Annotated in this window: 25 protein-coding genes and 1 pseudogene; 23 read left to right on the top strand and 3 right to left on the bottom strand. The window is 44.8% G+C overall.

Going from position 1 to position 22,131, the window contains the following annotated elements:
• Positions 1-29 precede the first annotated feature (29 nt).
• From PCY71_RS06690 to PCY71_RS06620, 15 genes and pseudogenes are all read left to right on the top strand, one after another.
• Positions 30-1,223 (top strand): acetate kinase, encoded by a 1,194-nt coding sequence (locus PCY71_RS06690; protein ID WP_048771955.1) that lies wholly within the window; start codon positions 30-32, stop codon positions 1,221-1,223.
• A gap of 142 nt (positions 1,224-1,365) precedes the next feature.
• A complete protein-coding gene (locus tag PCY71_RS06685) occupies positions 1,366-2,115 on the top strand; it encodes a CPBP family intramembrane glutamic endopeptidase (protein ID WP_048771960.1) in 750 nt (249 codons plus the stop codon).
• Between the two features lie 116 nt (positions 2,116-2,231).
• Positions 2,232-2,870, top strand: coding sequence for a hypothetical protein (locus PCY71_RS06680; protein ID WP_048771964.1), 639 nt, complete (start codon positions 2,232-2,234; stop codon positions 2,868-2,870).
• Positions 2,871-3,064: 194 nt separating this feature from the next.
• On the top strand, positions 3,065-4,018 hold the full coding sequence (gene folP / locus PCY71_RS06675; RefSeq protein ID WP_048771967.1) for a dihydropteroate synthase: 954 nt from the start codon (positions 3,065-3,067) through the stop codon (positions 4,016-4,018).
• Position 4,019: 1 nt separating this feature from the next.
• Positions 4,020-5,414 (top strand): folylpolyglutamate synthase/dihydrofolate synthase family protein, encoded by a 1,395-nt coding sequence (locus tag PCY71_RS06670; RefSeq protein ID WP_002910838.1) that lies wholly within the window; start codon positions 4,020-4,022, stop codon positions 5,412-5,414.
• Positions 5,395-5,949, top strand: a complete 555-nt coding sequence (folE, locus tag PCY71_RS06665) for a GTP cyclohydrolase I FolE (RefSeq protein WP_002910836.1) — start codon at positions 5,395-5,397, stop codon at positions 5,947-5,949. The genes PCY71_RS06670 and folE overlap by 20 nt, the downstream gene beginning before the upstream one ends.
• Before the next feature lie 87 nt (positions 5,950-6,036).
• Positions 6,037-6,849, top strand: a complete 813-nt coding sequence (gene folK, locus PCY71_RS06660; RefSeq protein ID WP_002910834.1) for a 2-amino-4-hydroxy-6-hydroxymethyldihydropteridine diphosphokinase — start codon at positions 6,037-6,039, stop codon at positions 6,847-6,849.
• A 94-nt stretch (positions 6,850-6,943) separates the two neighbouring features.
• Positions 6,944-7,651 carry an ABC transporter ATP-binding protein gene (locus PCY71_RS06655; RefSeq protein WP_048771972.1) on the top strand — a complete coding sequence of 236 codons (708 nt, stop codon included), beginning with the start codon at positions 6,944-6,946 and terminating at the stop codon, positions 7,649-7,651.
• 1 nt (position 7,652) lies between these two features.
• Entirely contained in the window at positions 7,653-8,441 is a 789-nt protein-coding gene (locus PCY71_RS06650; protein WP_002903489.1) for a lantibiotic ABC transporter permease, read from the top strand.
• Positions 8,441-9,163, top strand: a pseudogene (locus tag PCY71_RS06645) (lantibiotic ABC transporter permease). Before PCY71_RS06650 ends, PCY71_RS06645 begins: the two are co-directional and overlap by 1 nt.
• Before the next feature lie 12 nt (positions 9,164-9,175).
• Positions 9,176-9,874, top strand: a complete 699-nt coding sequence (locus PCY71_RS06640) for a response regulator transcription factor (protein WP_002901688.1) — start codon at positions 9,176-9,178, stop codon at positions 9,872-9,874.
• Positions 9,841-10,878: a sensor histidine kinase KdpD gene (locus PCY71_RS06635; protein WP_002910826.1), complete on the top strand. Its 1,038-nt coding sequence runs from the start codon at positions 9,841-9,843 to the stop codon at positions 10,876-10,878. The genes PCY71_RS06640 and PCY71_RS06635 overlap by 34 nt, the downstream gene beginning before the upstream one ends.
• A 148-nt stretch (positions 10,879-11,026) precedes the next feature.
• Entirely contained in the window at positions 11,027-11,230 is a 204-nt protein-coding gene (locus PCY71_RS06630) for a helix-turn-helix domain-containing protein (RefSeq protein WP_002910824.1), read from the top strand.
• A complete protein-coding gene (locus tag PCY71_RS06625) occupies positions 11,227-11,391 on the top strand; it encodes a hypothetical protein (RefSeq protein WP_002910823.1) in 165 nt (54 codons plus the stop codon). Before PCY71_RS06630 ends, PCY71_RS06625 begins: the two co-directional genes overlap by 4 nt.
• A 9-nt stretch (positions 11,392-11,400) precedes the next feature.
• Entirely contained in the window at positions 11,401-11,835 is a 435-nt protein-coding gene (locus tag PCY71_RS06620; RefSeq protein WP_002910822.1) for a hypothetical protein, read from the top strand.
• Between the two features lie 54 nt (positions 11,836-11,889).
• Here PCY71_RS06620 and PCY71_RS06615 read toward each other — a convergent pair whose 3' ends face one another.
• Together PCY71_RS06615 and pepA are read right to left on the bottom strand one after the other, a co-directional pair.
• On the bottom strand, positions 11,890-13,374 hold the full coding sequence (locus PCY71_RS06615) for a DUF1846 domain-containing protein (protein WP_048771976.1): 1,485 nt from the start codon (positions 13,372-13,374) through the stop codon (positions 11,890-11,892).
• Between the two features lie 119 nt (positions 13,375-13,493).
• Positions 13,494-14,558: a glutamyl aminopeptidase gene (gene pepA, locus PCY71_RS06610; RefSeq protein ID WP_048771982.1), complete on the bottom strand. Its 1,065-nt coding sequence runs from the start codon at positions 14,556-14,558 to the stop codon at positions 13,494-13,496.
• A gap of 170 nt (positions 14,559-14,728) precedes the next feature.
• Between pepA and PCY71_RS06605 the strand changes: the two genes are divergently transcribed.
• Genes PCY71_RS06605 through ytpR form a run of 3 tightly spaced genes read left to right on the top strand, consistent with a single transcriptional unit; the run spans position 14,729 to position 15,971 of the window.
• On the top strand, positions 14,729-15,016 hold the full coding sequence (locus PCY71_RS06605) for a DUF4651 domain-containing protein (RefSeq protein ID WP_048772530.1): 288 nt from the start codon (positions 14,729-14,731) through the stop codon (positions 15,014-15,016).
• The gene (locus PCY71_RS06600) at positions 15,013-15,348 is read left to right on the top strand and encodes a thioredoxin family protein (protein WP_048771986.1); all 336 of its coding nucleotides are present in this window, start codon (positions 15,013-15,015) and stop codon (positions 15,346-15,348) included. Before PCY71_RS06605 ends, PCY71_RS06600 begins: the two co-directional genes overlap by 4 nt.
• A complete protein-coding gene (gene ytpR, locus PCY71_RS06595) occupies positions 15,345-15,971 on the top strand; it encodes a YtpR family tRNA-binding protein (protein ID WP_223311943.1) in 627 nt (208 codons plus the stop codon). The genes PCY71_RS06600 and ytpR overlap by 4 nt, the downstream gene beginning before the upstream one ends.
• A 496-nt stretch (positions 15,972-16,467) precedes the next feature.
• Here the strand turns inward: ytpR and PCY71_RS06590 are convergent, their stop codons facing one another.
• On the bottom strand, positions 16,468-17,055 hold the full coding sequence (locus PCY71_RS06590; protein WP_048772002.1) for a hypothetical protein: 588 nt from the start codon (positions 17,053-17,055) through the stop codon (positions 16,468-16,470).
• A gap of 128 nt (positions 17,056-17,183) precedes the next feature.
• Here PCY71_RS06590 and PCY71_RS06585 point away from each other — a divergent pair, with 128 nt between their 5' ends.
• From PCY71_RS06585 to PCY71_RS06565, 5 genes are all read left to right on the top strand, one after another.
• Positions 17,184-17,579, top strand: a complete 396-nt coding sequence (locus PCY71_RS06585; RefSeq protein WP_002896737.1) for a single-stranded DNA-binding protein — start codon at positions 17,184-17,186, stop codon at positions 17,577-17,579.
• A gap of 280 nt (positions 17,580-17,859) precedes the next feature.
• The gene (locus PCY71_RS06580) at positions 17,860-18,846 is read left to right on the top strand and encodes a substrate-binding domain-containing protein (RefSeq protein WP_048772005.1); all 987 of its coding nucleotides are present in this window, start codon (positions 17,860-17,862) and stop codon (positions 18,844-18,846) included.
• Positions 18,846-20,159, top strand: a complete 1,314-nt coding sequence (locus PCY71_RS06575; RefSeq protein WP_002928969.1) for a sensor histidine kinase — start codon at positions 18,846-18,848, stop codon at positions 20,157-20,159. The genes PCY71_RS06580 and PCY71_RS06575 overlap by 1 nt, the downstream gene beginning before the upstream one ends.
• On the top strand, positions 20,152-20,835 hold the full coding sequence (locus PCY71_RS06570; RefSeq protein ID WP_002896732.1) for a response regulator transcription factor: 684 nt from the start codon (positions 20,152-20,154) through the stop codon (positions 20,833-20,835). The genes PCY71_RS06575 and PCY71_RS06570 overlap by 8 nt, the downstream gene beginning before the upstream one ends.
• Complete coding sequence (locus PCY71_RS06565) at positions 20,832-22,115, top strand: ABC transporter substrate-binding protein (protein ID WP_048772016.1); 1,284 nt, start codon at positions 20,832-20,834, stop codon at positions 22,113-22,115. Before PCY71_RS06570 ends, PCY71_RS06565 begins: the two co-directional genes overlap by 4 nt.
• Positions 22,116-22,131: the final 16 nt, after the last annotated feature.

The raw sequence follows: 22,131 nt of genomic DNA, 5'->3' as shown, positions 1-22,131 counted from the left end.
ATTTTGAAAACGCTTAAAGAGGTGAAGAAATGTCGAAAACAATTTCTATTAATGCAGGAAGCTCAAGCTTAAAATGGCAACTCTACTTGATGCCGGAAGAAAAGGTCTTGGCTAAGGGCTTGCTGGAACGGATTGGTCTCAAGGATTCTATTTCAACAGTGAAGTTTGATGGTCGGTCAGAGAAGCAGGTTCTTGATATTGAAGATCACACGCAGGCCGTAAAAATTTTGCTGGATGATTTGAAACGCTTTAATATCATCGAATCTTATGATGAAATTACCGGTGTGGGCCATCGTGTTGTGGCTGGCGGTGAACACTTTAAGGATTCAGCCCTCGTTGATGAAGATGTGATTCAAAAGGTAGAGGAGCTGTCTCTTCTAGCTCCATTGCATAATCCAGCCAATGCTGCAGGCATCCGTGCTTTTAGAGAAATTCTGCCAGACATTACCAGCGTGGTAGTCTTTGACACCTCTTTCCATACAACTATGCCGGAAAAAGCTTATCGCTATCCGATTCCGACTAAATATTACACTGAAAACAAGGTCCGCAAGTACGGAGCTCACGGTACCAGCCATGAGTATGTAGCCAAGGAAGCTGCGAAAGTTTTGGGTCGTCCGATTGAAGAACTCAAGCTTATCACTTGCCATATCGGTAACGGAGCTTCTATCACAGCAGTTGATAAAGGCGTTTCTGTAGATACATCTATGGGATTCACACCACTTGGCGGTGTCATGATGGGAACGCGTACAGGGGATATCGACCCTGCCATCATTCCTTACCTGATGCAATACACAGATGACTTTAATACTCCAGAAGATATTAGCCGTGTTTTGAATCGTGAATCAGGCCTGCTAGGAGTTTCTGAGAAGTCTAGTGATATGCGTGATATTCATGAAGCGATGCGGGCAGGTGATGCCAAGGCTCAATTAGCCAACGATATTTTTGTCGATCGGATTCAAAAATACATTGGTCAGTATCTTGCTGTTTTGAATGGAGCTGATGCTATCATCTTTACTGCAGGAATTGGTGAAAATTCTGTGACCATTCGTGAACTGGTTATTAATGGTATTTCTTGGTTTGGCTGTAACGTAGACCCAGAAAAGAATGTTCGTGGTGCAGAAGGCGTGATTTCCAGTCCTGATGCCAAGGTCAAAGTCTTGGTTATCCCGACTGACGAAGAGTTGGTCATTGCCCGTGATGTTGAACGTTTCAAAAATCAATAAAACAAAAAATCCAAAAGCTCAGTTTGACTGGGCTTTTTATATGCTTTAAGAAAGGATTTTCTTGGTTGCTGGCCTTGAAAACATTGAGCGATTCTATCTCATAGTCACTATCAGCACTAGTTTTCAATAAGTGATATACAAAATGCTTGCAGTTAAGAATTGTCTATACAAAAAGAGAAAATTGAGCTATACTAGGAAGGAAAAGGAGGAAGACATGAAAGCAATTCTAAAAAAATTAGAGTACATTCTACTGACTTTGTTTGTCTTATTTCTCAGCCAGATACCATTTATATTTATCCGGCAAATGACATCTTCTGAGAAGAGTTTTTCAGCTGGACAGACTATCTTTGTGCTGGTTGTATATCTTTTGATTGTCTTTTTTGTTCTGAGAATGGCTAAGCAAGAAGAACTGCTGAACCTTGACTTTAGCTTTTTTAAATGGTCTTCGTTTGGCTGGTTAGTTGTTTCTAATGTTGTCATGATTGGTGTCAACATGCTGGGAGCAATTATCATGCTGCTGGAAGGTCAGGCCATTTCTACTGCTAATCAGGATGCCTTGAATGCTTTATTTCAGCATGTACCCAAGATTTTATTAGTGGTAGGTGCCGTGATTCAGGCTCCTATTTTGGAAGAGGTGGTCTTTCGTGGCTTGATTCCTCAGAAGATTTTTACCAAGCATTATGTTTGGGGATTGGTTGTAGGAGTCATTCTTTTCGGTCTTTTTCATGGCCCGACCAATATCGGCAGTTTTGTTATATATGCAGGTATGGGTGCTGTTTTAGCTGCGGTTGCTTATATATTTAAGCGTTTGGAAATGTCTATTTTGGCACACATGTTGAGAAATGGAGTTGCAGTACTCATCATGATACTGACAGGTTTGGTGAACAAGTAGGAAAGCAGAGAATATCTGCTTTTTTGTCATTTGAGGCACAAATTAGGACATTTGAGGGGATTTCTCCCAGCTTGCTCTTACTTCTTCTATAATGATAAGAGAAGAATGGAGAGAATATGCTGAAATTAGAAAAAATCATCCAATTGTTATTGCTGGCTATGTTGACTCAGACGGGACTACTGCTCATGCTTCATCCAATGCCTCATCGCTTGGTCTTTAGTCAGGCTAATCTGCTTTTTATGGTGGGCTTGCTGGGGTTGCTTTTTTGTTGCGCCTTTTATTTTTCCAGAGAACTTCAGGAAATCAAAGGTTCCTTGCGTCAGTCAAGCAATTATCGACACTTGCTTTTCTTGTATTTTTTGATGATTTTGGTCAATGCTGCGGGGATTCTTCTGCTGTGTGGCAAGGAGGCGCAGTCAGGACAGGCGGTGGAGCAGATGCTGACGGAGAGTTTTCTGTCATCTTCTCTTTTGCTTCTGGGGATTGACATCGCCGTTTTATCCCCTGCAGCACCGAAATTTATTGACAGTGACTCCTCTCTTCGCTATCGGAAGAGCTGGGGGATTGCACTAGGTCTGCTCTGCTTTTCCCTTGCGAAAAATCCTCAGGAAACTCTGTGTTTTCTGTCTTATCTGGTTTTGGGGGTAGCTTTTGCCCATCTCCTCAGGCCTTATTTTCAGCGTTTGGAGCTGTCTATGCTGGCCCATATTCTCCGAAATATGATTATTCTCAGCCTTTTACCCTTTTGCTTTTAGAAAGTGTTTTGTCAAATAGAAGAATTATGGTAAAATGGTAAATGAAACAAGGGACTAGATAAGGTCTTCTTGTGAAGTCAAGTGCAGTTCATAGGACTGGATGCTGCATCTGCTGAGAGCTTTGCGGTACACTAGATGAGTGTGCCTTTTTTGTTGAAGAGTAGGGCAGTCGATAGAAATGAGATGAAAGTCAAATGGTGAATCTAAAAGCAATTGCTCCAAATGGCCGAACGGGCCTCTGTGGCATTATCAATGCGACGCCGGATTCCTTTTCAGATGGTGGGCGCTACAACACGGTTGAGACGGCATTGGCTCAAGCTAGAAAGCTGATTGCCGAGGGAGCTCACATGCTGGATATTGGTGGTGAATCTACTCGGCCAGGCAGTTATTTTGTAGCTATTCAAGAAGAGATAGAGCGAGTGGTGCCAGTCATTGAAGCTATTCGTCGGGAAAGTGATATTGTGATTTCTGTAGACACTTGGAAGTCAGAAGTGGCTGCAGCGGCATTGGCTGCGGGTGCAGATATCATCAACGATATTACGGGTCTCTTGGGCGATGAAAAGATGGCAGAGACAGCTGCGGAATATGGCGCGCCAGTCATTGTCATGTTTAATCCAGTGATGGCTCGTCCTCAACATGCCAGCTCAAGGATTTTCCCAGAATTTGGCTTTAGCCCTGCTTTTACTAAGGAAGAGTTATCTCTTTTTGCAGAGCTGCCGATTGCAGAACTGATGTGGAAGTGTTTTGAGAAATCTTTGAAGGTGGCCGAAAATGCTGGCCTTTCGCGTGATAATATCATGCTGGATCCAGGGATTGGTTTCGGTTTGACCAAGCGGGAGAATCTTCTCATTTTGCAGGAGCTGGATAGTCTCCATCAGGCTAGTTTTCCTATTTTTCTTGGGGTTTCTCGTAAGCGGTTTCTCGTTAGTATCTTAGAAGAAAGTGGCTTTGAGGTCAATCCTGAGACTCAGGAAGGCTTCGAAAACCGTGATACAGCTTCAGCTCATCTGACTAGCCTTGCGGCCAGCAGAGGCATTGAAGTTGTCAGAGTGCACGAAGTGGCTAAGCATCGGATGGCTGCTGCTGTTGGCGATGCTATTCGTCTAGCACAGCAGACAGAAGATCTCAATCTAGGTCAGTATAAGTAAGATGAAAAAACAAGAATTACCTGATTTAAGTTGGCTGGAAGCCTATCGGACAGCCAGTCCCAATTTTGGCTTGGAGCGGATGGAGCGTTTGCTGGAGTTGCGGGGCAATCCGCATTTGCAGCTGCCAGTCATTCATATCGCCGGGACGAATGGCAAGGGTTCAACCATTGCCCATCTGCGCCAACTTTTGGAGGTGCGAGCCCTGCGTGTTGGCACTTTCACCTCTCCCTACCTAGTCAGCTACAATGAGCAGATTGCCATTAATGGCAATGCGATTTCCGACCAAGATCTTCAGCGATTACTGTCTCTTTACCAAGAGCTTTTGGCCCAGTATGCGGCAGACTCTAGCTTGCAGGGGGTGACTGAGTTTGAGATTGTGACTGCTCTGGCTTATGATTATTTTGCTCAGCAGCAGGTGGATGTGGCTATTGTCGAGGTCGGCATGGGTGGGCTTTTGGACAGTACCAATGTCTGCCAGCCCTTGCTGACTGCAATCACGACAGTAGGTCTGGATCATGTGGCCTTGCTGGGTGACAGTCTAGAGGCTATTGCCAAGCAGAAAGCTGGCATTATCAAGCCTGGAGTTCCCCTTGTGACCGGTAGGTTGGAGCCAGAGGCTCTGGCAGTAGTCGAGCAAAAGGCTGCTGAAAAAGATGCTCCGCTCTTTTCTTGGTTTCGAGCTTATCAAGTGGAACATCAAGAGTCAGAGAAAGGGGAGCGCTTTTCCTTTTCGAATGCCTATCGGGCCAAAGACTCGTATCAAACAGCTCTGATGGGACTGCATCAGGCGGACAATGCTGGCCTAGCTCTGCACTTGTGTGACCTATACTGCCAGCTGCAGTCGCTGCCCTTATTGACAAAAGCAGAGGTTGAGAGGGCTTTGCTTGCTGCTATATGGCCAGGGCGTTTGGAAAGAATATCGGATCAGCCGCTCATCCTTTTGGATGGAGCCCATAATCCTCATGCCCTGCGGTCGTTGGCAGCGACATTAGACCAGCATTATCCGACTTATAAGAAGCACATTTTATTTACTTGTATCCAAACTAAGGCCTTGGATGATATGGTGGAGCTGCTGCAAAAGATTCCCAAAGCAGCTATAAGCTTGACAGCCTTTGATGATCCGCGGAGTTTTTCTAAAGAGAGCATGCAAGCCCTAGCTGAGCAGCAAGGTCTCTCTTACAAAGAATGGCCGGATTATTTGGCCGATTATTTAGCAGTAGAGCATGAGTCAGATGAGCTTTTGCTGATTACGGGTTCTCTTTATTTTCTGGCTCAGGTTAGAAAATCAATCCTTGAGAATCGCAAGTTAGACTTTGCTGAGCGTCCTTCTCAGTCAAGTCAATTATCAAAAAATAAAAACGAACATAGGAGTATATATGGACACGAAGAAAATTGAAGCAGCTGTTGCCCAGATTATTGAGGCGGTTGGAGAAGATGGAAACCGCGAAGGCTTGCAGGAGACGCCACAGCGCATTGCTAAAATGTACCAGGAAATCTTTGCTGGGCTGGGTGAGACTGCTGAGGAACATCTGGCTAAGTCTTTTGAGATCATTGACAATAATATGGTAGTGGAGAAGGATATTTTCTTTCATTCCATGTGTGAGCACCACTTCCTGCCATTTTACGGGAAGGTTCACATCGCCTATGTGCCTAATGGTCGAGTAGCAGGCCTGTCCAAGCTGGCCCGAACGGTTGAGGTTTATGCCAAGAAACCGCAGATTCAAGAGCGATTGACCGTAGAGATTGCTGAAGCCTTGATGGACTATCTGGGTGCTCAAGGAGCCTTGGTCTGGGTGGAAGCTGAGCATATGTGTATGAATATGCGCGGAGTCAGAAAGCCTGGCACTGCAACGGTTACTACAGCAGCGCGCGGCGTTTTAGCGACGGACAAGGAACTGAAAAATGAAGCTTACAAACTGATGGGACATTGATTTTATCAGTGGTGGAGCATGTCGGGAAAGGCTAGATAGTTTTATCAAGGATGAAATGCAGAAACTTGAATCAGAAAGGATAAGAGAATGGATCAGCTACGCATTAAGGATTTGGAAGTGTATGCCTATCACGGTCTGTTTGGAGCAGAGAAGGAATTGGGCCAGCGTTTTGTGCTGGATCTGATTTTGGACTATGATATGACTCGGGCTGCTAAAACAGGCGACCTGACAGCTTCTATCCACTATGGAGAATTGGCTCATGATTTGACCCACTGGTGTCAGGAAAGCAAGGAAGATTTGATCGAGACCCTGGCTTACAAGCTGATTGATCGGATTTTTCTGACCCATTCTTTGGTGCAGAAGGTCAGCTTGGAGGTCAAGAAGCCTTGGGCACCAGTTCCGCTGCCTTTAGAGACCTGCTCAGTCAAGCTAGTGCGTCAAAAGCGGAAAGTCTTTATCGCTTTGGGCAGCAATCAAGGCAGCCCAGCTGCCAATCTGGATGCTGCTTTGGAAAAAATGGCAGAGCAAAATATAAGAATTTTGCAGGCATCATGCCGTATTGAGACAGAGCCTTGGGGTGGCGTTGAGCAGGATCCGTTTCTCAATCAAGTTGTTGAAATTGAGACTTGGCTCAATCCTGAGGAGTTAATGCAGACACTCTTGGCCATCGAAGCTGATTTAGGGCGCGTGCGGGAGATTAAATGGGGGCCTCGTGTGATTGATCTGGATATCCTTTACATAGGGCAGGAGGAGCTATACAGTCCAGATTTGATTGTTCCTCATCCTTATGTGGCTGAGCGAGCTTTTGTCTTGCAATCTCTGGTGGAAATCGCTCCACACTTTGTCGACCCCGTGCAGAAAAAAAGCATCCGCCAGCTCTGGGATGCGGTTGAAAAATGAGAAAAGAAACTTGTCGCAAGGCAAGTTTCTTTATTGTCTGAACTTTTTCTGAACTTGCTCCTGTATACTAAAGAAAAATCAAAAGGAGTTCAATATGGAACATATGGTGAAAATAGAAGGAGTCTGCAAAAAGCATGGGAGCAAGCAGATTTTAGAAGATATTTCTTTTACAGCTAGAAGCGGGCGGATTACAGCTTTTTTGGGTCCAAATGGTGCAGGGAAAAGTTCGACCTTGAGGATTCTCTTGGGATTAGATCGGGCGACGTCTGGGACTGCGACTTTTGATGGGCAAACTTATCAGTCAATGACTTATCCGCTCAGAACGGTAGGTGCAGCCTTTGATGGCATTGGCGGTCTGCCAAATCGAAAGGTCTATGACCACTTGAGGATTATTGCGGAGAGTAATGCTATTCCCAAGTCTCGGATCAATGAGGTTTTAGAGATGACTGGAATCGCTCATAAGAGGAAGGACCTCTTGTCAAGCCTGTCTCTGGGGGAAGGTCAACGCTTGGGTTTGGCAGCAGCTTTGCTGGGTGATCCTCAGTTTCTTATATTAGATGAGCCGACTAATGGACTAGATCCAAGTGGGATTAAGTGGTTTAGAAAGTTCATCCGTCAGCAGGCTGATTTAGGGAAAACGGTACTTCTATCTTCTCATATCCTATCAGAGGTGCAAATGGTGACAGATGATGTAGTCTTGATTCATCATGGGCGAATTATTGAGCAGGGACAATTGGAAGAGGTGCTGCAAGATTCAGACAGTCTAGAAGATCTCTTCTTTGATTTGACAGAGGAGGTTTAAGATGAAAGAAACGATGTCCTTATTGCATTCAGAATGGTTGAAAATTTGCTCAACCAAGGCTTTCAAAGTGAGTATGGCCTTCATGCTGCTATTGGTGCCTATCGTATCTTGGCTGGAGGGTCGGCAGTATTTATCTGTCGGCTTGGATGCCACACCTGAGACGGTTCCCGGCCTGGCAGAAGCCATTGACCCGCTGGAATATCTAGGCCTCAATGGGGCTTCTATGGCAGGCATGGTTTTGGTCATCTTAGCTGGAATTTTGGGAGCTATGGAATTTCAGTCTCATAGCTTGAGAACCAGTCTCTTGACCTGTAATAACCGCCTGAAGTTGCTTGTGGGGAAACTCATGACCTTTGCTTGCTTTTCTCTTGCCAGTAGCTTTTTATCAATCTACTTTAGTTATATGGTCATGCATCTGGCTTTAGGAAAGGAAGGGCTTAATCCAATTCTGCTCAATCAGACAGCTTGGAGTTTGATTTTGTGGAAAACCTTATCTCTAACCTTATTAGGAATCCTTTCATTTTTGTTAGGTTTATTGGCTCGGACCATGCTAGTTCCTCTGCTTTTTCTCGTACCCCAAATCTATAATTTAGGAAACTACCTAGCTGCTCACACGAGTTGGGGAGCTTATCTGCCACAGCCAGCTGGAGAATTGTTTGCGGCAACGCCAACTTCCCAATATGCCAACAATCCCTTCCAAGGGTTGTTGATACTTGGTGCATGGTTACTAGTCATCGGCGGCATGACCTCTCTGCGCTTTTTGAAGACGGATTTAGGAGGGCGATACTGATGATAAAAGCTCTGCTTAGAAGTGAATGGATTAAGTTCCGTTCTTACTATCTCGCTCTTGGTGCCGCCTTGGTGGCTCAGGGAGTCGTTCCATTTTTTCTGATGAATCTTGACTACAGTTAGACAGCAGTTGGCCAGACGAAGGCTCTGAGCGAGGCTTTGCATGCCCTCTATCTGGCGCAGCCTGTCATCGTCATCTTTACTTCCCTCTATTTTGCTCAGGAGTTTGTCAAGTCTGGGATGCGAACGAATTTTCTAACCGTATCAAATAGAAAGACTTGGTTGGCTGGGAAAATCCTTTTTCTGTTCTTGCTGCTCTTGGTTCTCTATAGTGTCATTATAAGTATCTGTTTCTTTGTTATGCTGGCTCGATTTGACCTAGACTTTAGCTGGTCCTTACTGGGGAAATTCCTTTATTACAGCTCTTTTGGTCTTCTCAGCAATCTTTTTCTGGCTTTTTTAACTGCCGGCCTAGCTTTGCTCTTTCAATCTTGGGTTGTGCCTGTGTCGGTGCTCTTTCCTCTCTTGATTGGTCTCAGTCGTTTGTTGGCAACTTTCATCAAGGAAGCAAAATACCTGCCCGATCTGGCTACACTAAATCTTTTTGAGTATGAAGGGCTTCAGCATTCAATAGATCTATCAGGGCTGGGGATACAGCTGCTCTGGCTAGCTTTGGTTTGGAGCTCTGCTATATTCTTAATCTTGAAACGAGATGTTCGCTAGAGGTATGCTATAATGGAAATTATGAGACAGTATCGTATTTTGGTGGTTGATGACGACCGGAGCATTTTGAAGCTGGTGAAAAACGTCCTAGAGCTTGATGCTTATGATGTGACGACGCTTGATCGGATAGAAGAGCTAGAGCTGACGCATTTTGTCGGATATGACTTGATTCTGCTGGATGTGATGATGGAGCCTGTTAATGGTTTTGAGTTGTGTTCCTACATTCGTCCTCATCTTTCGTGTCCCATCATCTTTTTGACGGCCAAGGAGTTGGAGGCGGACAAAGTGGAAGGGCTCTTTCGAGGAGCAGATGACTATATTGTCAAACCTTTTGGGACCAAAGAATTGCTGGCGCGTGTCAGAGCTCATCTTCGGCGGGAGGAAAGACGTGAGGAGCGCTATTCTGAAATTGCTTCTTGTCAATTTTATCCAGAGCGCTATGAAGTTGCCTGTTCTGGTAAAGTCTTGAAATTTTCAGAGCGAGAGTTTAAGTTGCTGCATTTACTTGCTAGCAATCCCAAGCAGACCTTTTCAGCTGAACGCCTGCATACCTTGCTTTACTCAGAAAGCTCAGAAACACAGCTTCGCTCCATCTCAGAATACGTATATCAGATTCGTCAAAAATGCAAACAAAAAGGACTACAAGCAATCGCAACAGTGAGAGGAGTAGGCTATAGATGGCAATTAGAACCCGAAATTTCAAAAGCCTAGTCTGGACAACCAGTTTAAAAATCGTCTTTTTCCATGTTTTGATTTTTGTGCTTATAGGCTATGAATTTACGCAAGGAAGTAATCACGTTCTTTTCACCTTGTTCTTTTGGGCAGGGAGCTTGCTGCTGATTACTTTTTATCATATTTTGAAATTGCTCCGAAAAATCGATAGGGAAATAAAAATGCTAAAGAGCGAGAAGCTTTTAGAAGAAAATCAAAGTCAGCTTTTTCGGATTGAGGAAATGCTAGAAGTCTACAGCGATTTACGGAGCAGCCACCAAGAAAATGCTCGTCTTTTAGAAAGAGAGCTGCAGCATAATCAGGAGTTGATTTTACAGCTATCAGCGACATCGCACGATTTGAAGACGCCCCTAACTGTGATTAAGGGGAATGCTGAGCTCTTGGAATTGGCGCAGTTGGGTCAGCCACAGGCAGACTATGCTACTGAGATTTTGCAGGCTAGTCACAAAATGGAAGAGTATTGTGGCTCTTTGATTGATTATGCTAAGACCTTTCAGATTGATTCTAATCAGTTCAGTCGACTTTCCTTAGGGAGCTTTTTGGCTTCTCTACAGGACGACTGGGCACTGTTCAGCAAACAGGAAAGCTATCGTTTCTACCTCCAAGAAGATTGTGAGCTTAGTCTGATTTTGTTGATCCATTTGGACTATCTCAAGCGAGCTTTACTGAATATCTTACTAAATGCGCTTGAACATGCAGACCAGAATCAAAAGGAAGTCAAGCTAACGGTATCAGTGCAGCAGGACCAGTTAGTTTTTGCTATCTGGAACAATGGCCCTGCATTTTCAGAGGAGATGCTGCTGGTAGCGGAACAGCTCTTTTATCAGAGTGACCAAAGCCGAAATTCAGCTAATCTCCATCATGGTATCGGCTTAGCCTTTTCTAAGCAGGTAGCTCTCTTGCATGGTGGTCGTCTGACTCTGCTCAATCCAGACCAAGGAGGAGCCTGTGTCGAGTTGACTGTGGCTTTAAAAGGCAAATAACAAAGGAAATCAATCAAGATGATAAAAGGACTGAAATGTTTAAAGTTTCAGTCCTTTTTTTGCCGCTTTCTTCTTGACAAAAGATGTAAAGGGAGCTATACTATGTTTGAAAAGTAAAGTTTATTTTACATAACAAAAGGAGGCGGCCTTGGAAAATCGAATTCAAGAATTACGAAAAAGAAAAAAGCTCAGCCAGGAGGAGCTGGCTGAGAAGCTAGAGGTCACGAGACAAACGATTATTTCTTTGGAAAAGGGCCGCTACAATGCCTCACTGCTTTTGGCTCATAAAATTGCATCCTTTTTCGATTTAAGGATTGAAGAAGTGTTTCTCTTTGAGGAGGATGAATCATGAAATGGACTTATTTGTGTAAATGGATATTGGCTATTTTGGTGGTGGTTGGCTTATTTTATCTCCATTTGCAAGCCAATTTTATCCCTAAGGAAATCCTGCCTTTTGTGGGAGTTATCTTGATTGTGGTGATTTTGAAAATTTTTCAAGCGTATGAAAAATAGGAGGCTGACATGGAAACATTAACTAAACAAGAATTTCGGAAAAAACTCCAAAGGAAAGTTATCGTGGGGCGTATCTTAACCTTGATCATCTTGGCAGGACTGGCCTGGAGCCACTTTCACTCTCTGGATGATCAGCAGGAAGGAGTCATGGTCGGCATCCTGCTGGGGCTTTCTTTGATGACCATTCGGTATAATCTTGCCCTAAGACGGGAGGAAAATTTTGAGAAGCTCTACATTCAGGTGACTGATGAGCGCAATCGCATGATTGACGAAAAGACTCGCACTCTGCTTTTTAATATTCTTTTGCTTCTGGCAGCATGCTTGAGCGTTTTGTCTATGGTTTTTCCAATCATCTTAAGTCTCAATCAGTTTCTGACCTTGACCATTATCTTGGTTTTGGGACTTTACTATCTTTTGCGCTTTCTCCTGTCCAAGCGTTATTAACAAAAAAAGCTGGCGACGCCAGCTTTCTAAACAAGCTTTTAACAGAGCTTGTTTTTATTTTCTATAGAGTCGATCATACTGGTAAACGGGGTCCATGGTAACATGGATGCCCAACTTACGTAGGACGTTTTTGTCTTCATCAGTCAGAGTGACGGTGGAGTGGGCCTCGCTGCCCTTGAGATTGCCGAGTTGTTGCATGGCATTTGCTGCATCTTGATTTTCCATGGCTGTGATTGCCAGAGCCATTAAGATTTCGTTTGAGTGGAGGCGCGGATTTCGGCTGCCCAGATGATTGATTTTCAGGCCTTGGATTGGCTTGACATACTCAGGCTCGATCAGCTTGGTTTCTTTAGCAATATAGGCTAATTTCTTAATGGCATTAATCAATACAGCAGCCGTAGGACCAAAGAGTTCAGAGGTCTTACCGGTTACGATTTCACCGTTTGGCAATTCCAAGGCTAGAGCTGGCTCACCGGTGCTTTCAGCCTTGGCACGCGCAGCAACTGTTACCTTACGGTCCAGCGGTGTGATGCCCAGGTCGTTCATCAAGAGTTCGATTTTCTTGACAGCAGATTCAGAAACGCGCTCTGCCTTGAAGTCCAGAATCGTCTGGTAGTAGCGACGGATGATTTCCTGTTGAGATGCCTCGATAGCTGCATCATTGTCTACAATGGCAAAGCCGACCATGTTGACGCCCATATCCGTTGGAGAAGCATAGGGTGATTTTCCAAGGATGCGCTCTAGCATACGCTTGAGGACTGGGAAAATTTCAATATCACGATTGTAGTTGACTGTGGTTTTTCCGTAGGTTTGCAGGTGGAAAGGATCAATCATGTTGACATCGTCCAGGTCTGCTGTCGCTGCCTCATAAGCTAAATTGACTGGATGGTGCAGGGGCAGATTCCAAACGGGGAAAGTTTCAAACTTGGCGTAGCCAGATTTGATGCCATTGATTTGGTCGTGGTACATATTGGATAGGCAAGTAGCTAATTTACCAGAACCAGGACCAGGTGCGGTCACTACGACTAGATTACGGCTGGTTTTGATGTAGTCGTTTTTCCCCATACCTTCAGGTGAGATGATATGGTCCATATCGGTCGGATAGCCCTTGATTGGGTAGTGGATGTAGGAGGCGATGCCATTCTTTTCCAGCTGGCTGCGGAAGAGGTCAGCTGCTGGCTGGCCAGAATACTGGGTGATGACCACTGAGCCTACATAAATATCCAGCTCGTTAAAGGTATCGATTAGTCGCAGCACTTCCTGATCATAGGAAATGCCCAAATCACCACGTGCCTTAGAGTGCTCAATGTTGTTGGCATTGATAGCAATGACAATCTCTACTTGGTCCTTGAGCTCTTTGAGAAGTCTGATTTTATTGTCCGGCTCATAGCCTGGCAGGACGCGGGCAGCATGGAAGTCTTCCAGCATTTTACCGCCGAATTCCATGTAAAGTTTGCCCTCAAATTGATTAATGCGCTCCAAGATATGGTCGCGCTGCAGGTTTAAGTATTTCTCAGAATCAAAAGCAATTTTTTTCATGTATATTTTCACCTCTGCTAAGCATTATAACAAAATTTTCTTCAAATTGGAAAGTTGAAAGGGGAAGTGTCAGATAAAAGAGATAGCAGCCCGAATGAAGAACGGGCTGCCTTTTAAAATTAGTAGTTGGTAATCGTGTTCACCGTTGAGCGATCCAGCTTTTTGACCAACGCTTGCAAGAAGGCTTGGGCTTGTAGGAAATCGTCCATAGCATAGAGAGTTTGGTGGGAATGAATGTAGCGGGCACAGACACCAATGGTAGTAGACGGCACGCCACCGCTTTGGAGATGGGCAGCACCAGCATCCGTTCCGCCCTTGCCGCAGTAATATTGATACTTGATGCCTGCTTCCTCAGCAGTTGTCAAGAGGAAGTCTTTCATAGCTGGCAGCATGAGATGACCAGGGTCAAAGAAGCGAATCAGGGTTCCGTCACCGATGGCCCCTTGACCGCCATAGATGTCGCCCGCTGGTGAGCAATCTACAGCCAGGAAGACCTCAGGGGCAAATTTTGTCGTAGAAGCATGGGCACCACGCAGGCCAACCTCTTCTTGAACATTGGCACCGACAAAGAGTTGGCTGTCTAGTGGTTGACCAGACAAGGCTTGAGCTAATTCGCTGACCATAAGGACGCCGTAGCGATTATCCCAGGCTTTGGAGATGATGTTCTTGCCGTTAGCTGTGAGAATAGCAGAGCTGTCTGGCACGATCGTGTCTCCTGGACGGATGCCGTAGCTTTCGGCTTCTGCCTTATCCGCAAAGCCACCATCAAAGACAATATCTGCAATCTGTGGCATAACTGGTCCGCCAGATCCGCGCGTCAGATGAGGAGGGACAGAGCCTGAGATAAGAGGGATTTCCCGACCTTCACGGGTAAAGAGTTTGAAGCGTTGGCTGCTAACGACCAGCGGATTCCAGCCGCCGATTTCCACTACGCGGAAGGTCCCGTCAGTTTTGATCTCGCTGACCATAAAGCCAACCTCGTCCATGTGGGCCGCTACCAATACATGGGGAGCATTTTCAGCTTCTGCATGGCGTACCCCAAAGATACCGCCTAGGCCGTCGGTGACAACCTCATCGACATGGGGAGTGAGTTTTTCCCGCAGGTAACTGCGAACAGGTGCCTCGTGACCCGAAATAGCAGAAAGCTCTGTTACTTCCTTGATTTTTGAAAATAATGTTGTCATAAACTTACCTTCTTTCTGTCCCCTATTTTATCACTTTTTGCGGTAAATGAGTAGGGAAATCTTATAGCTTGTATGAATCAAGAGGACTGCCTATTCAAGAATCCAACTTCTCCCAGGAAAATCTGAAATATTGTTTGTCGCCTCTGCTCTTTTGTGTTAAAATATTCTACATGAAAGCTAAAAAAATCATTTTAACCACAACCGCCCTTTTGGGGGCTGGAGCGCTGGCTTTTGGAGCAGCCAAAGTCGTACAGGAGCAGAAACGACTGCGTAATCGGGAGGAAATCGTTGAGCTTGTGCGAGATTTCTTTTCCAGTCAGGGTACTATTTCCTGCCTTTATATCAAGCTCTACGAGTCCACAGATGAACGCTTGGTTGGTGGTCTGGTCCTAGAGGACGACCGTCATTTTGCCTTTGTCTATGAAAATGGTCAGCTAAGCTACGAGGAAGAAGCATGATTTTTCCTGTAAATATAGAGGAATTGGCCTCTTATGTCGATGATGGGGAGAAGACTGTCTTCTTTTTCACGGCTGACTGGTGCGGAGATTGCCGATTTATCAAACCTTTTCTGCCAGATATAGAAGCTGAAAATCTTGACTGTCGCTTTATCCAAGTGGACCGTGATGCCTATTTGGATCTGGCCAAAGAGTGGGACATTTACGGGATTCCCAGTTTAGTAGTGCTGGAAAAGGGACAGGAGATTGGCCGTCTGGTCAATCGTGACCGCAAGACCAAGGGCCAAATCAATGAATTTTTAGCTAGTATAAGAGAAAAAGGGAGCGTAAAATGATTTTTACCTATAATAAAGAATATGTCGGCGACGTGTTGATGATTATTGCTGCGGACAATCAAGGAGCTAAACTGGCAGCTGAGCGCAAAGGACGGGTAGCGCGTGTTTACCGCGAAGATAATGGCCAGACTGTTGCTTGGAATATTTTTGAGCAGTCAGACCTTTTTGAAATTGCAGAGTGCGGACAGGTCTTTTTGACAGATGAGCAAGTGGCTATTCTCAATCAGGAGCTGAGCAAGGAAGGATTCCCAGCGGACTTGGTCAATGACAGCCAGCCAAAATTTGTGGTTGGAGAAATTGTTGATATGGTAGCTCATCCAGATAGTGACCACCTGAATATCTGCCAAGTGCAGGTGGCTGCTGATAAGACCGTTCAAATCGTGGCCGGTGCTCCTAATGCCAAAGTCGGCCTCAAAACGATTGTGGCTCTGTCGGGTGCTATGATGCCGAAAGGGAATTTGATTTTTCCGGGAGAACTTCGAGGCGAAAAGAGTTTTGGGATGATGTGCAGCCCACGGGAACTTCAGTTACCTAATGCGCCTCAAAAACGCGGTATCATTGAATTAGCCGATAGTGAACTAGTTGGAACTGCCTTTGACCCAGCCAAACATTGGCAGGGATAAGGGAGAGGATTCAACATCATAAAAAGCTCAGAAATAGGTGAGGTATCCCATAGTAGCCGAGATATAAATAGAGCGAAACGATTTGTGTAGTCGTTTCGCTCTTTTTTTATAGTAATAAATTTAGCGTTATAAATCTATCTCATGCTAATGCTAGAGAAAATAAATGATTAACAGATGAAAAATCAATCTAACACAATGATGAGTATAATGAATCTGCTTCTTACTCATTTTTCTGTCATAGAAAAAACTTACCGAGGTCAAAATTAAAAGTATAGATATTAAAGTTTTCAGTAAAAAATTGAAGAAAAATAGATTCAGAAGAGTTAGGAAAAATAAAAATAAACTTACGATTAATGAGATTTTGGAGCTGCCAATCTTCTTTTTATAAGCAAAATAGGTTGAAAATAATAAAAGAATGGAATAAATAAAAGCTATATAGTTCATTAGATATCCTCCGTAATCTAAAGTGATTTGTCTTACCAATCACCACATTGTCTCAAAAGAAGACGCTGTCGCTATTGCTTTGCGAGTCGATTGTCGACTGAGGAGTGGCTGTGGGAATTTGGCTCGGAGTGCTGTATTTGTATTGGTAGATAAGGCTGTTTAGGCTGTGGTCTTCCAATGCTTTGAGGCGCTTTCTCTTGAAAACAATACCGATGAGTTGGCTGTCAGGATAGGCATAAATCTTGTGGCGAGGATGGTTAAAGGCTGCAAAGTCATGGAGGCCATCCTCCATCCAAAGACTAATCTCGGATTCTTCACTGTCTCGGCTGTAGCGAGCATGACTAATCTGCTGCATGGGAATGCAGTAGGTGGCTGCTGATAAGAGTCCGCTATAACGGTAGGTCACATAGTCGTGGTCAAAGGAGAGGATAGTCGCATGAATGGTTAGTCTGCGAATAGCAAAGATAAGGAGCAGTAAGAAGAAAGCAGCAACCAGCAGACTAAGGACAAAGAAACTAGTGTCTTTGTAGGGGTTGGAGCTAGTCAGATAGTCTACGGCAGCCCAGGCAGAAAAACCTCCGAACCACAGAGAGATTAAGATAAAAAGAATATTTTTCACAGGCGAATGTTTAATGGTCATCGGAGCCTCCGTCGTACAAATCTAGTAGAAAAGGGGCAGAAACTGCAACTTTCCTTTTTATCTATACTATACCATATTTTTTTCACTTTTTGCCTCCTATTACGAATGATAAGTTAGGAGGATATAAAATGTATAATAAAGTAATTGTAATCGGCCGGCTGACGGCTACGCCTGAACTGCACAAGACTGCGAATGAAAAATCTGTGGCTCGTGCAACGGTCGCGGTTAATCGTCGTTATAAATCTCAGAGTGGCGAGCGTGAGGCGGATTTTGTAAATGTGGTTGTCTGGGGGCGTCTAGCTGAGACTTTAGCCAGCTATGCAAGTAAGGGCAGCTTGATTTCTCTGGATGGTGAGCTACGGACTCGTCGCTATGAAAAGGAGGGGGCGACTCATTATGTGACAGAGGTGCTCTGTCATAGCTTCCAGCTTCTGGAAAGTCGGGCTCAGCGTGCCCTGCGTGAAAATAACAGCGGAGCTGATTTAGCAGATTTAGTATTGGAAGAAGAGGAACTTCCCTTTTAAGCAAGAAGCAAAGACTGGGAAATGACCTTGCTCTAAAAAATCATCATTCAGTTTTGCAGGATGCAAGATCTGTGTGAGTGAAAGTCTCTTTCTATCAAGCTTTTAAAAGTTTAATTATGATTACTGAGGTGGGACCAAGAATCAAAAATCATGAATTTTTTAGATTCTGTCTCGCCTCTTTTATTATGGCCATTTCTGGAAAGATTTTGCTTTTTGGCGGCTTTGTAATATAATAATTCTATATGTTTCATAAAGGCGCTTGCGGCATAGGGGGTGAAAAATGGTATCAGCTAAGGTCAAAAAACGGATACAGCATTATCAGAAGAAGGCTCTCTGGCCGCTTTTCATTCTGCTTATCTTGGGTTTGCTTTTTGTTTATTTCAAGGGCGTTTTGCCAGATGAGAAGCAAGTCAAGATTGGGGTGACTTACATGACCATGAACAATGACTTTTACAAGACCTTAAATGCGGAGCTGGAGAAGAAAACCAACCAGCAGGGCAGCAAGCTCTACGTTCGGGATCCTGAGCTGGATGAGGGCAAGCAGAGCCAGCAGATTGACTTTTTTGTCCGAGAAAAGGTTGATGTCATTGTCATCAATCCGGTGAAAAGCAATAGTCCAAGTATCATTTCCTCTCTTCAAAAGGCCAAGAAAGCTGGTATTAAAATCATCGTAGTGGATGCGCCTATCAGTCAGGATGTAAAAGTGGATACGACCATTGTGTCTGATAACTACCAAGCAGGCGTCCTGATTGCCCAGGACATGATGAAGCGTCTGCCTTCTGCCAATATTCTCCTTCTAGAGCACCGCAATGCCGTCTCGGCCATGGACCGGATTCAGGGATTTATTGATACGATTGAAAAACAGCCTAGCTACAAGATTATTTCCCAGAAAGAAACACTAGGCCAGACTGAGGAAACCATGCCGCAGGTCAAAGGGGCTCTGGATGAAGGTTTAGACTTTAATGTAGTTATGGCGCTCAATGATCGAGCAGCCATCGGGGCCTTGGCTGCTATTAAAAATCAAGGTCTTGATAAGAAAATCTCAATCTATGGCGTGGATGGTTCACCAGATATCAAAAACTTTCTGGCTACGACTAGCGATATAGAGGGAACCGTGGCCCAATCGCCCATTCAGATGGGACGCAAGGTGGCGCAGGTAATTGAGCTGATGCAAAAGGGGAAATCCTACGACAGCCAATACCTGATTCCCGTTCACTTAGTCAACAGAGATAATATCAGCCAATACACAGTTACAGGGTGGCAATAATGAGACCTCAAAAAAGTATATTTTACAGCAAAATAGCCCTGATGGTCATCAATCTGGTTGCCATTGTCTATAATGCGTCCATCTATCTTTTTGCGACCAACTATGTAGCAGCTAAGGGCTTCAGTCACTCGCTTTTGGAGCGTTTGGATGCTATTCCGGGCTCTCCCAGCTTGATTTTCTGGGTATCGATTAGCCTCTATGGCAGTCTGCTTTTGGTCATGTACTACCGGGAGCGCCACCCCAATCAGCTGTCCGTCTATGACAAGGCGACTATTATTGAAATCCTGCTCATGCTGGTCATCTTTTCCGTCTTGCACTCGTCCTACAATGGCTTGATTCTTTTGGTGTTTGCGGATATTTTCTATGGCTCTAAAGAGTTCAATGCTTCTAAAGACAAGAAGTACTGGTTTTCTTTCATTATTTTGAGCTTTGGCATGCTGCTCTTGTCCAACTATGACCTCATGTCGCTCTTTATCAAGTTGCCTTCTCTAGATACCTATATTCGGTTTTACCCAGAGTCCGTCCGGTTGTTGCTGCTTTTTGGCAAGAACTTTCTCTACTCCCTCAATATCGTTGTCTTTATGATTTCCTTGCTCTTCTATATCTTGTCGGCTATTACAGAGCGTCATCGGATTGAGGAAGAGCTGCGCATGGCTTCTCAGGCCAATCGCGAGTTGAACTCTTATCTGGCCTTGTCCGAAAAAATAGCAGAAGACCGAGAGCGGAAGCGGATTGCCAGAGAGATTCACGATACATTGGGCCATGCCCTAACGGGAATTTCAGCGGGTATTGATGCGGTCAAGGTCTTGGTTGATATTGATACCAATCGGGCTAAGGAGCAGCTCAATAATGTCTCAGTCGTCGTTCGAGATGGTATCCGTGATGTCCGCGGCTCGCTCAATAAGATGCGACCGGGAGCTCTGGAAAATAACACTTTGAAGGAAGCTCTGATTAAGATTATCCGTGAGTATGAAGCCATCTCCAATTTGGAGATTCATCTCCGCTACGAATGGGATAATATTGACTTGGATATTGCCAAGGAAGACATTGTCTTCCGGGTGATTCAGGAGTCTATTACCAACTCTGTCCGCCATGGGCATGCCAAGACTATCTGGATTGAGTTGCTGGAGGAAGAGTCCTATGTAATGACTATTCAGGATGATGGTGTTGGTTTTGATGAACTCCACTATGGCTATGGACTCAAGCAGATGCAGGAGCGTCTAATGATTATTGGCGGAAGCGTCCGATTTGAAAATCGGGACGGTTTCTACACGCATATCGAAATCCCAAAAATAGGAGGAAGACATGATTAAGGTTTTAATAGCAGACGATCAGGCCTTGATTCGCGAGTCTCTGCAAATCATCTTGTCAGCCCACGCTGATATTGAGGTTGTTGGGACAGTCGGAGACGGCAAGGAAGTGCTGGAAAAGCTTCATCGGGTACGCCCAGATGTGATTTTGATGGATATTCGCATGCCAGTCATGGACGGTGTTCTCTGTACCAAGGCTGTCAAGGAGCAGTATCCAGATGTGAAGATTATCATTCTGACGACCTTTGATGACGATGAATTTATCTTCTCCGCTCTCAAATACGGCGCGTCTGGTTATATTCTCAAAGGGGTTTCGACAGAAGAGCTTCACGAAGCCATTCAGACAGTCTATCGGGGCGGAGCTATGATCAATCCCAATATTGCCACCAAGGTCTTCAAAATCTTTTCACAGATGGCCCAGTCCAATTTTGCTATCACAGTGACGGAGGAAAATATAGAGGACATGAGCCGGACGGAGTGGAAGATTATCCAGCAGATTGGCTTTGGGATTTCCAATAAAGAAATTGCTGCTAAGCTCTTTCTATCAGAAGGGACAGTCCGAAATTACCTGTCAGGCATCCTAGCTAAGCTCAATTTGCGCGACCGAACCCAGCTGGCTATCTGGGCTGTGCAGACCGGAGTCACCCAGAGAGATTTTAGTAAGGAAAGCGACAAATGAAGTGGAGACTGAGACATTTGGCCCTACTGGTTGTCCTGATTATATCTGTTGCTTTGGCTTTTGTCTTTTGGGCCTCAGCTCAGGAAAAAGTCCTTCGTATCGGGGTCTATGCTGGCTCTAGCTGGGATGTGCCTAACAGCCGGGAAAACAAGGTCTTGGACATCCTGATTAAAAAATTTGAAAAGACGCATCCTCATGTCAAGGTCGTCTATGAAAGCGGTATTCCCAAGGATGATTACGCTGACTGGCTGGCAGAGCAAGTCTTGAAAGGCGAGCAGCCAGATCTCTTTATGGTACCGGAAAACGACTTTAGCATGTTGGCTTCGACTGGCGCGCTTAAATCCTTGGATACCCTCCTAACGGATGATGAACGAAAGGCTTTTTATCCGGTGGCTTATGAAGCCGGGCAATATCAGGGAGTCAGCTATGCTCTTCCAGTTGAGAGCAATCCCATCATGATGTGTGTCAATAAAGACCTGCTTGAAAAAGAAGGAATTAGCATTCCTGAGTCAGGTTGGACCCTGGCGGATTTCTATGAGATTTGCAAGAAAGTGACAAAGGATACCAATGGTGATGGTATGGTGGACCAGTACGGTATTACGGATTACACTTGGCAGCAGGCTCTGGTAGCTTATGGCGGCCATCTTACCGATAAATCCGGTATCAATGTAGACAGTTCAGAGATGCACCAAGCCTTGGCCTTTATGAGCAAGCTAGATATGCTCAGCCAGCACTATAAGGTGACTTCTAATGATTTTGATGAGGGGCGCGTGGCTTTCTATCCTATGAGTCTGGCCCAGTATCGGACCTACAAGCCCTACCCTTACCATGTTGCCAAGTATTCTAGCTTTTCTTGGACCTGTATCCCGATGCCGACAGCCAATAGCCAGGTGATGGGAACGCAGGTTAAGACCTCGCTCTTTGCCATGTCTTCCAATACCAAGCAAGAGAAGCTGGCTTGGGAATTTATGCTCTTGCTGTCACAGGACAAAGAAAATCAGCAGGCCTTGTTTGAAAAGTCGCAGGGGACCTCAGTTTTACCATCTGTAGTGAAAAGTCAACAGGCTAGAGAAATCTTACAAGCTGATGATTTTGGCTTGGATTCCTTGACTTCTGAGAGGCTAGATCACATGATGAATCGCTCTATCATTGACATCAGTCTGGAAGTGGACCGTCATACGATGGACCGGATGGACTATCTGATTCAAAATGCTATGCAGAATCAAGAGATTGACAGTGCCTTGCCGAGCATTCAAAGAGAAATAGAAAGCGGAAAATAATCTGCTTTCTTTTTTA

The organism is Streptococcus sp. SN3 (assembly GCF_030439905.1).
Note: the sequence above shows the minus strand (reverse complement) of the source record. Positions and strands in the feature narration are given on the sequence as shown.

What these genes read in the sequence shown, in the direction of transcription:
- PCY71_RS06690 (WP_048771955.1), top strand. Translation starts at nt 30, where the DNA reads ATGTCGAAAACAATTTCTATTAATGCAGGAAGCTCAAGCTTAAAATGG.
- PCY71_RS06685 (WP_048771960.1), top strand. Translation starts at nt 1,366, where the DNA reads ATGCTTGCAGTTAAGAATTGTCTATACAAAAAGAGAAAATTGAGCTAT.
- PCY71_RS06680 (WP_048771964.1), top strand. Translation starts at nt 2,232, where the DNA reads ATGCTGAAATTAGAAAAAATCATCCAATTGTTATTGCTGGCTATGTTG.
- folP (WP_048771967.1), top strand. Translation starts at nt 3,065, where the DNA reads ATGGTGAATCTAAAAGCAATTGCTCCAAATGGCCGAACGGGCCTCTGT.
- PCY71_RS06670 (WP_002910838.1), top strand. Translation starts at nt 4,020, where the DNA reads ATGAAAAAACAAGAATTACCTGATTTAAGTTGGCTGGAAGCCTATCGG.
- folE (WP_002910836.1), top strand. Translation starts at nt 5,395, where the DNA reads ATGGACACGAAGAAAATTGAAGCAGCTGTTGCCCAGATTATTGAGGCG.
- folK (WP_002910834.1), top strand. Translation starts at nt 6,037, where the DNA reads ATGGATCAGCTACGCATTAAGGATTTGGAAGTGTATGCCTATCACGGT.
- PCY71_RS06655 (WP_048771972.1), top strand. Translation starts at nt 6,944, where the DNA reads ATGGAACATATGGTGAAAATAGAAGGAGTCTGCAAAAAGCATGGGAGC.
- PCY71_RS06650 (WP_002903489.1), top strand. Translation starts at nt 7,653, where the DNA reads ATGAAAGAAACGATGTCCTTATTGCATTCAGAATGGTTGAAAATTTGC.
- PCY71_RS06640 (WP_002901688.1), top strand. Translation starts at nt 9,176, where the DNA reads ATGGAAATTATGAGACAGTATCGTATTTTGGTGGTTGATGACGACCGG.
- PCY71_RS06635 (WP_002910826.1), top strand. Translation starts at nt 9,841, where the DNA reads ATGGCAATTAGAACCCGAAATTTCAAAAGCCTAGTCTGGACAACCAGT.
- PCY71_RS06625 (WP_002910823.1), top strand. Translation starts at nt 11,227, where the DNA reads ATGAAATGGACTTATTTGTGTAAATGGATATTGGCTATTTTGGTGGTG.
- PCY71_RS06620 (WP_002910822.1), top strand. Translation starts at nt 11,401, where the DNA reads ATGGAAACATTAACTAAACAAGAATTTCGGAAAAAACTCCAAAGGAAA.
- PCY71_RS06615 (WP_048771976.1), bottom strand. Translation starts at nt 13,374, where the DNA reads ATGAAAAAAATTGCTTTTGATTCTGAGAAATACTTAAACCTGCAGCGC.
- pepA (WP_048771982.1), bottom strand. Translation starts at nt 14,558, where the DNA reads ATGACAACATTATTTTCAAAAATCAAGGAAGTAACAGAGCTTTCTGCT.
- PCY71_RS06605 (WP_048772530.1), top strand. Translation starts at nt 14,729, where the DNA reads ATGAAAGCTAAAAAAATCATTTTAACCACAACCGCCCTTTTGGGGGCT.
- PCY71_RS06600 (WP_048771986.1), top strand. Translation starts at nt 15,013, where the DNA reads ATGATTTTTCCTGTAAATATAGAGGAATTGGCCTCTTATGTCGATGAT.
- ytpR (WP_223311943.1), top strand. Translation starts at nt 15,345, where the DNA reads ATGATTTTTACCTATAATAAAGAATATGTCGGCGACGTGTTGATGATT.
- PCY71_RS06590 (WP_048772002.1), bottom strand. Translation starts at nt 17,055, where the DNA reads ATGACCATTAAACATTCGCCTGTGAAAAATATTCTTTTTATCTTAATC.
- PCY71_RS06585 (WP_002896737.1), top strand. Translation starts at nt 17,184, where the DNA reads ATGTATAATAAAGTAATTGTAATCGGCCGGCTGACGGCTACGCCTGAA.
- PCY71_RS06580 (WP_048772005.1), top strand. Translation starts at nt 17,860, where the DNA reads ATGGTATCAGCTAAGGTCAAAAAACGGATACAGCATTATCAGAAGAAG.
- PCY71_RS06575 (WP_002928969.1), top strand. Translation starts at nt 18,846, where the DNA reads ATGAGACCTCAAAAAAGTATATTTTACAGCAAAATAGCCCTGATGGTC.
- PCY71_RS06570 (WP_002896732.1), top strand. Translation starts at nt 20,152, where the DNA reads ATGATTAAGGTTTTAATAGCAGACGATCAGGCCTTGATTCGCGAGTCT.
- PCY71_RS06565 (WP_048772016.1), top strand. Translation starts at nt 20,832, where the DNA reads ATGAAGTGGAGACTGAGACATTTGGCCCTACTGGTTGTCCTGATTATA.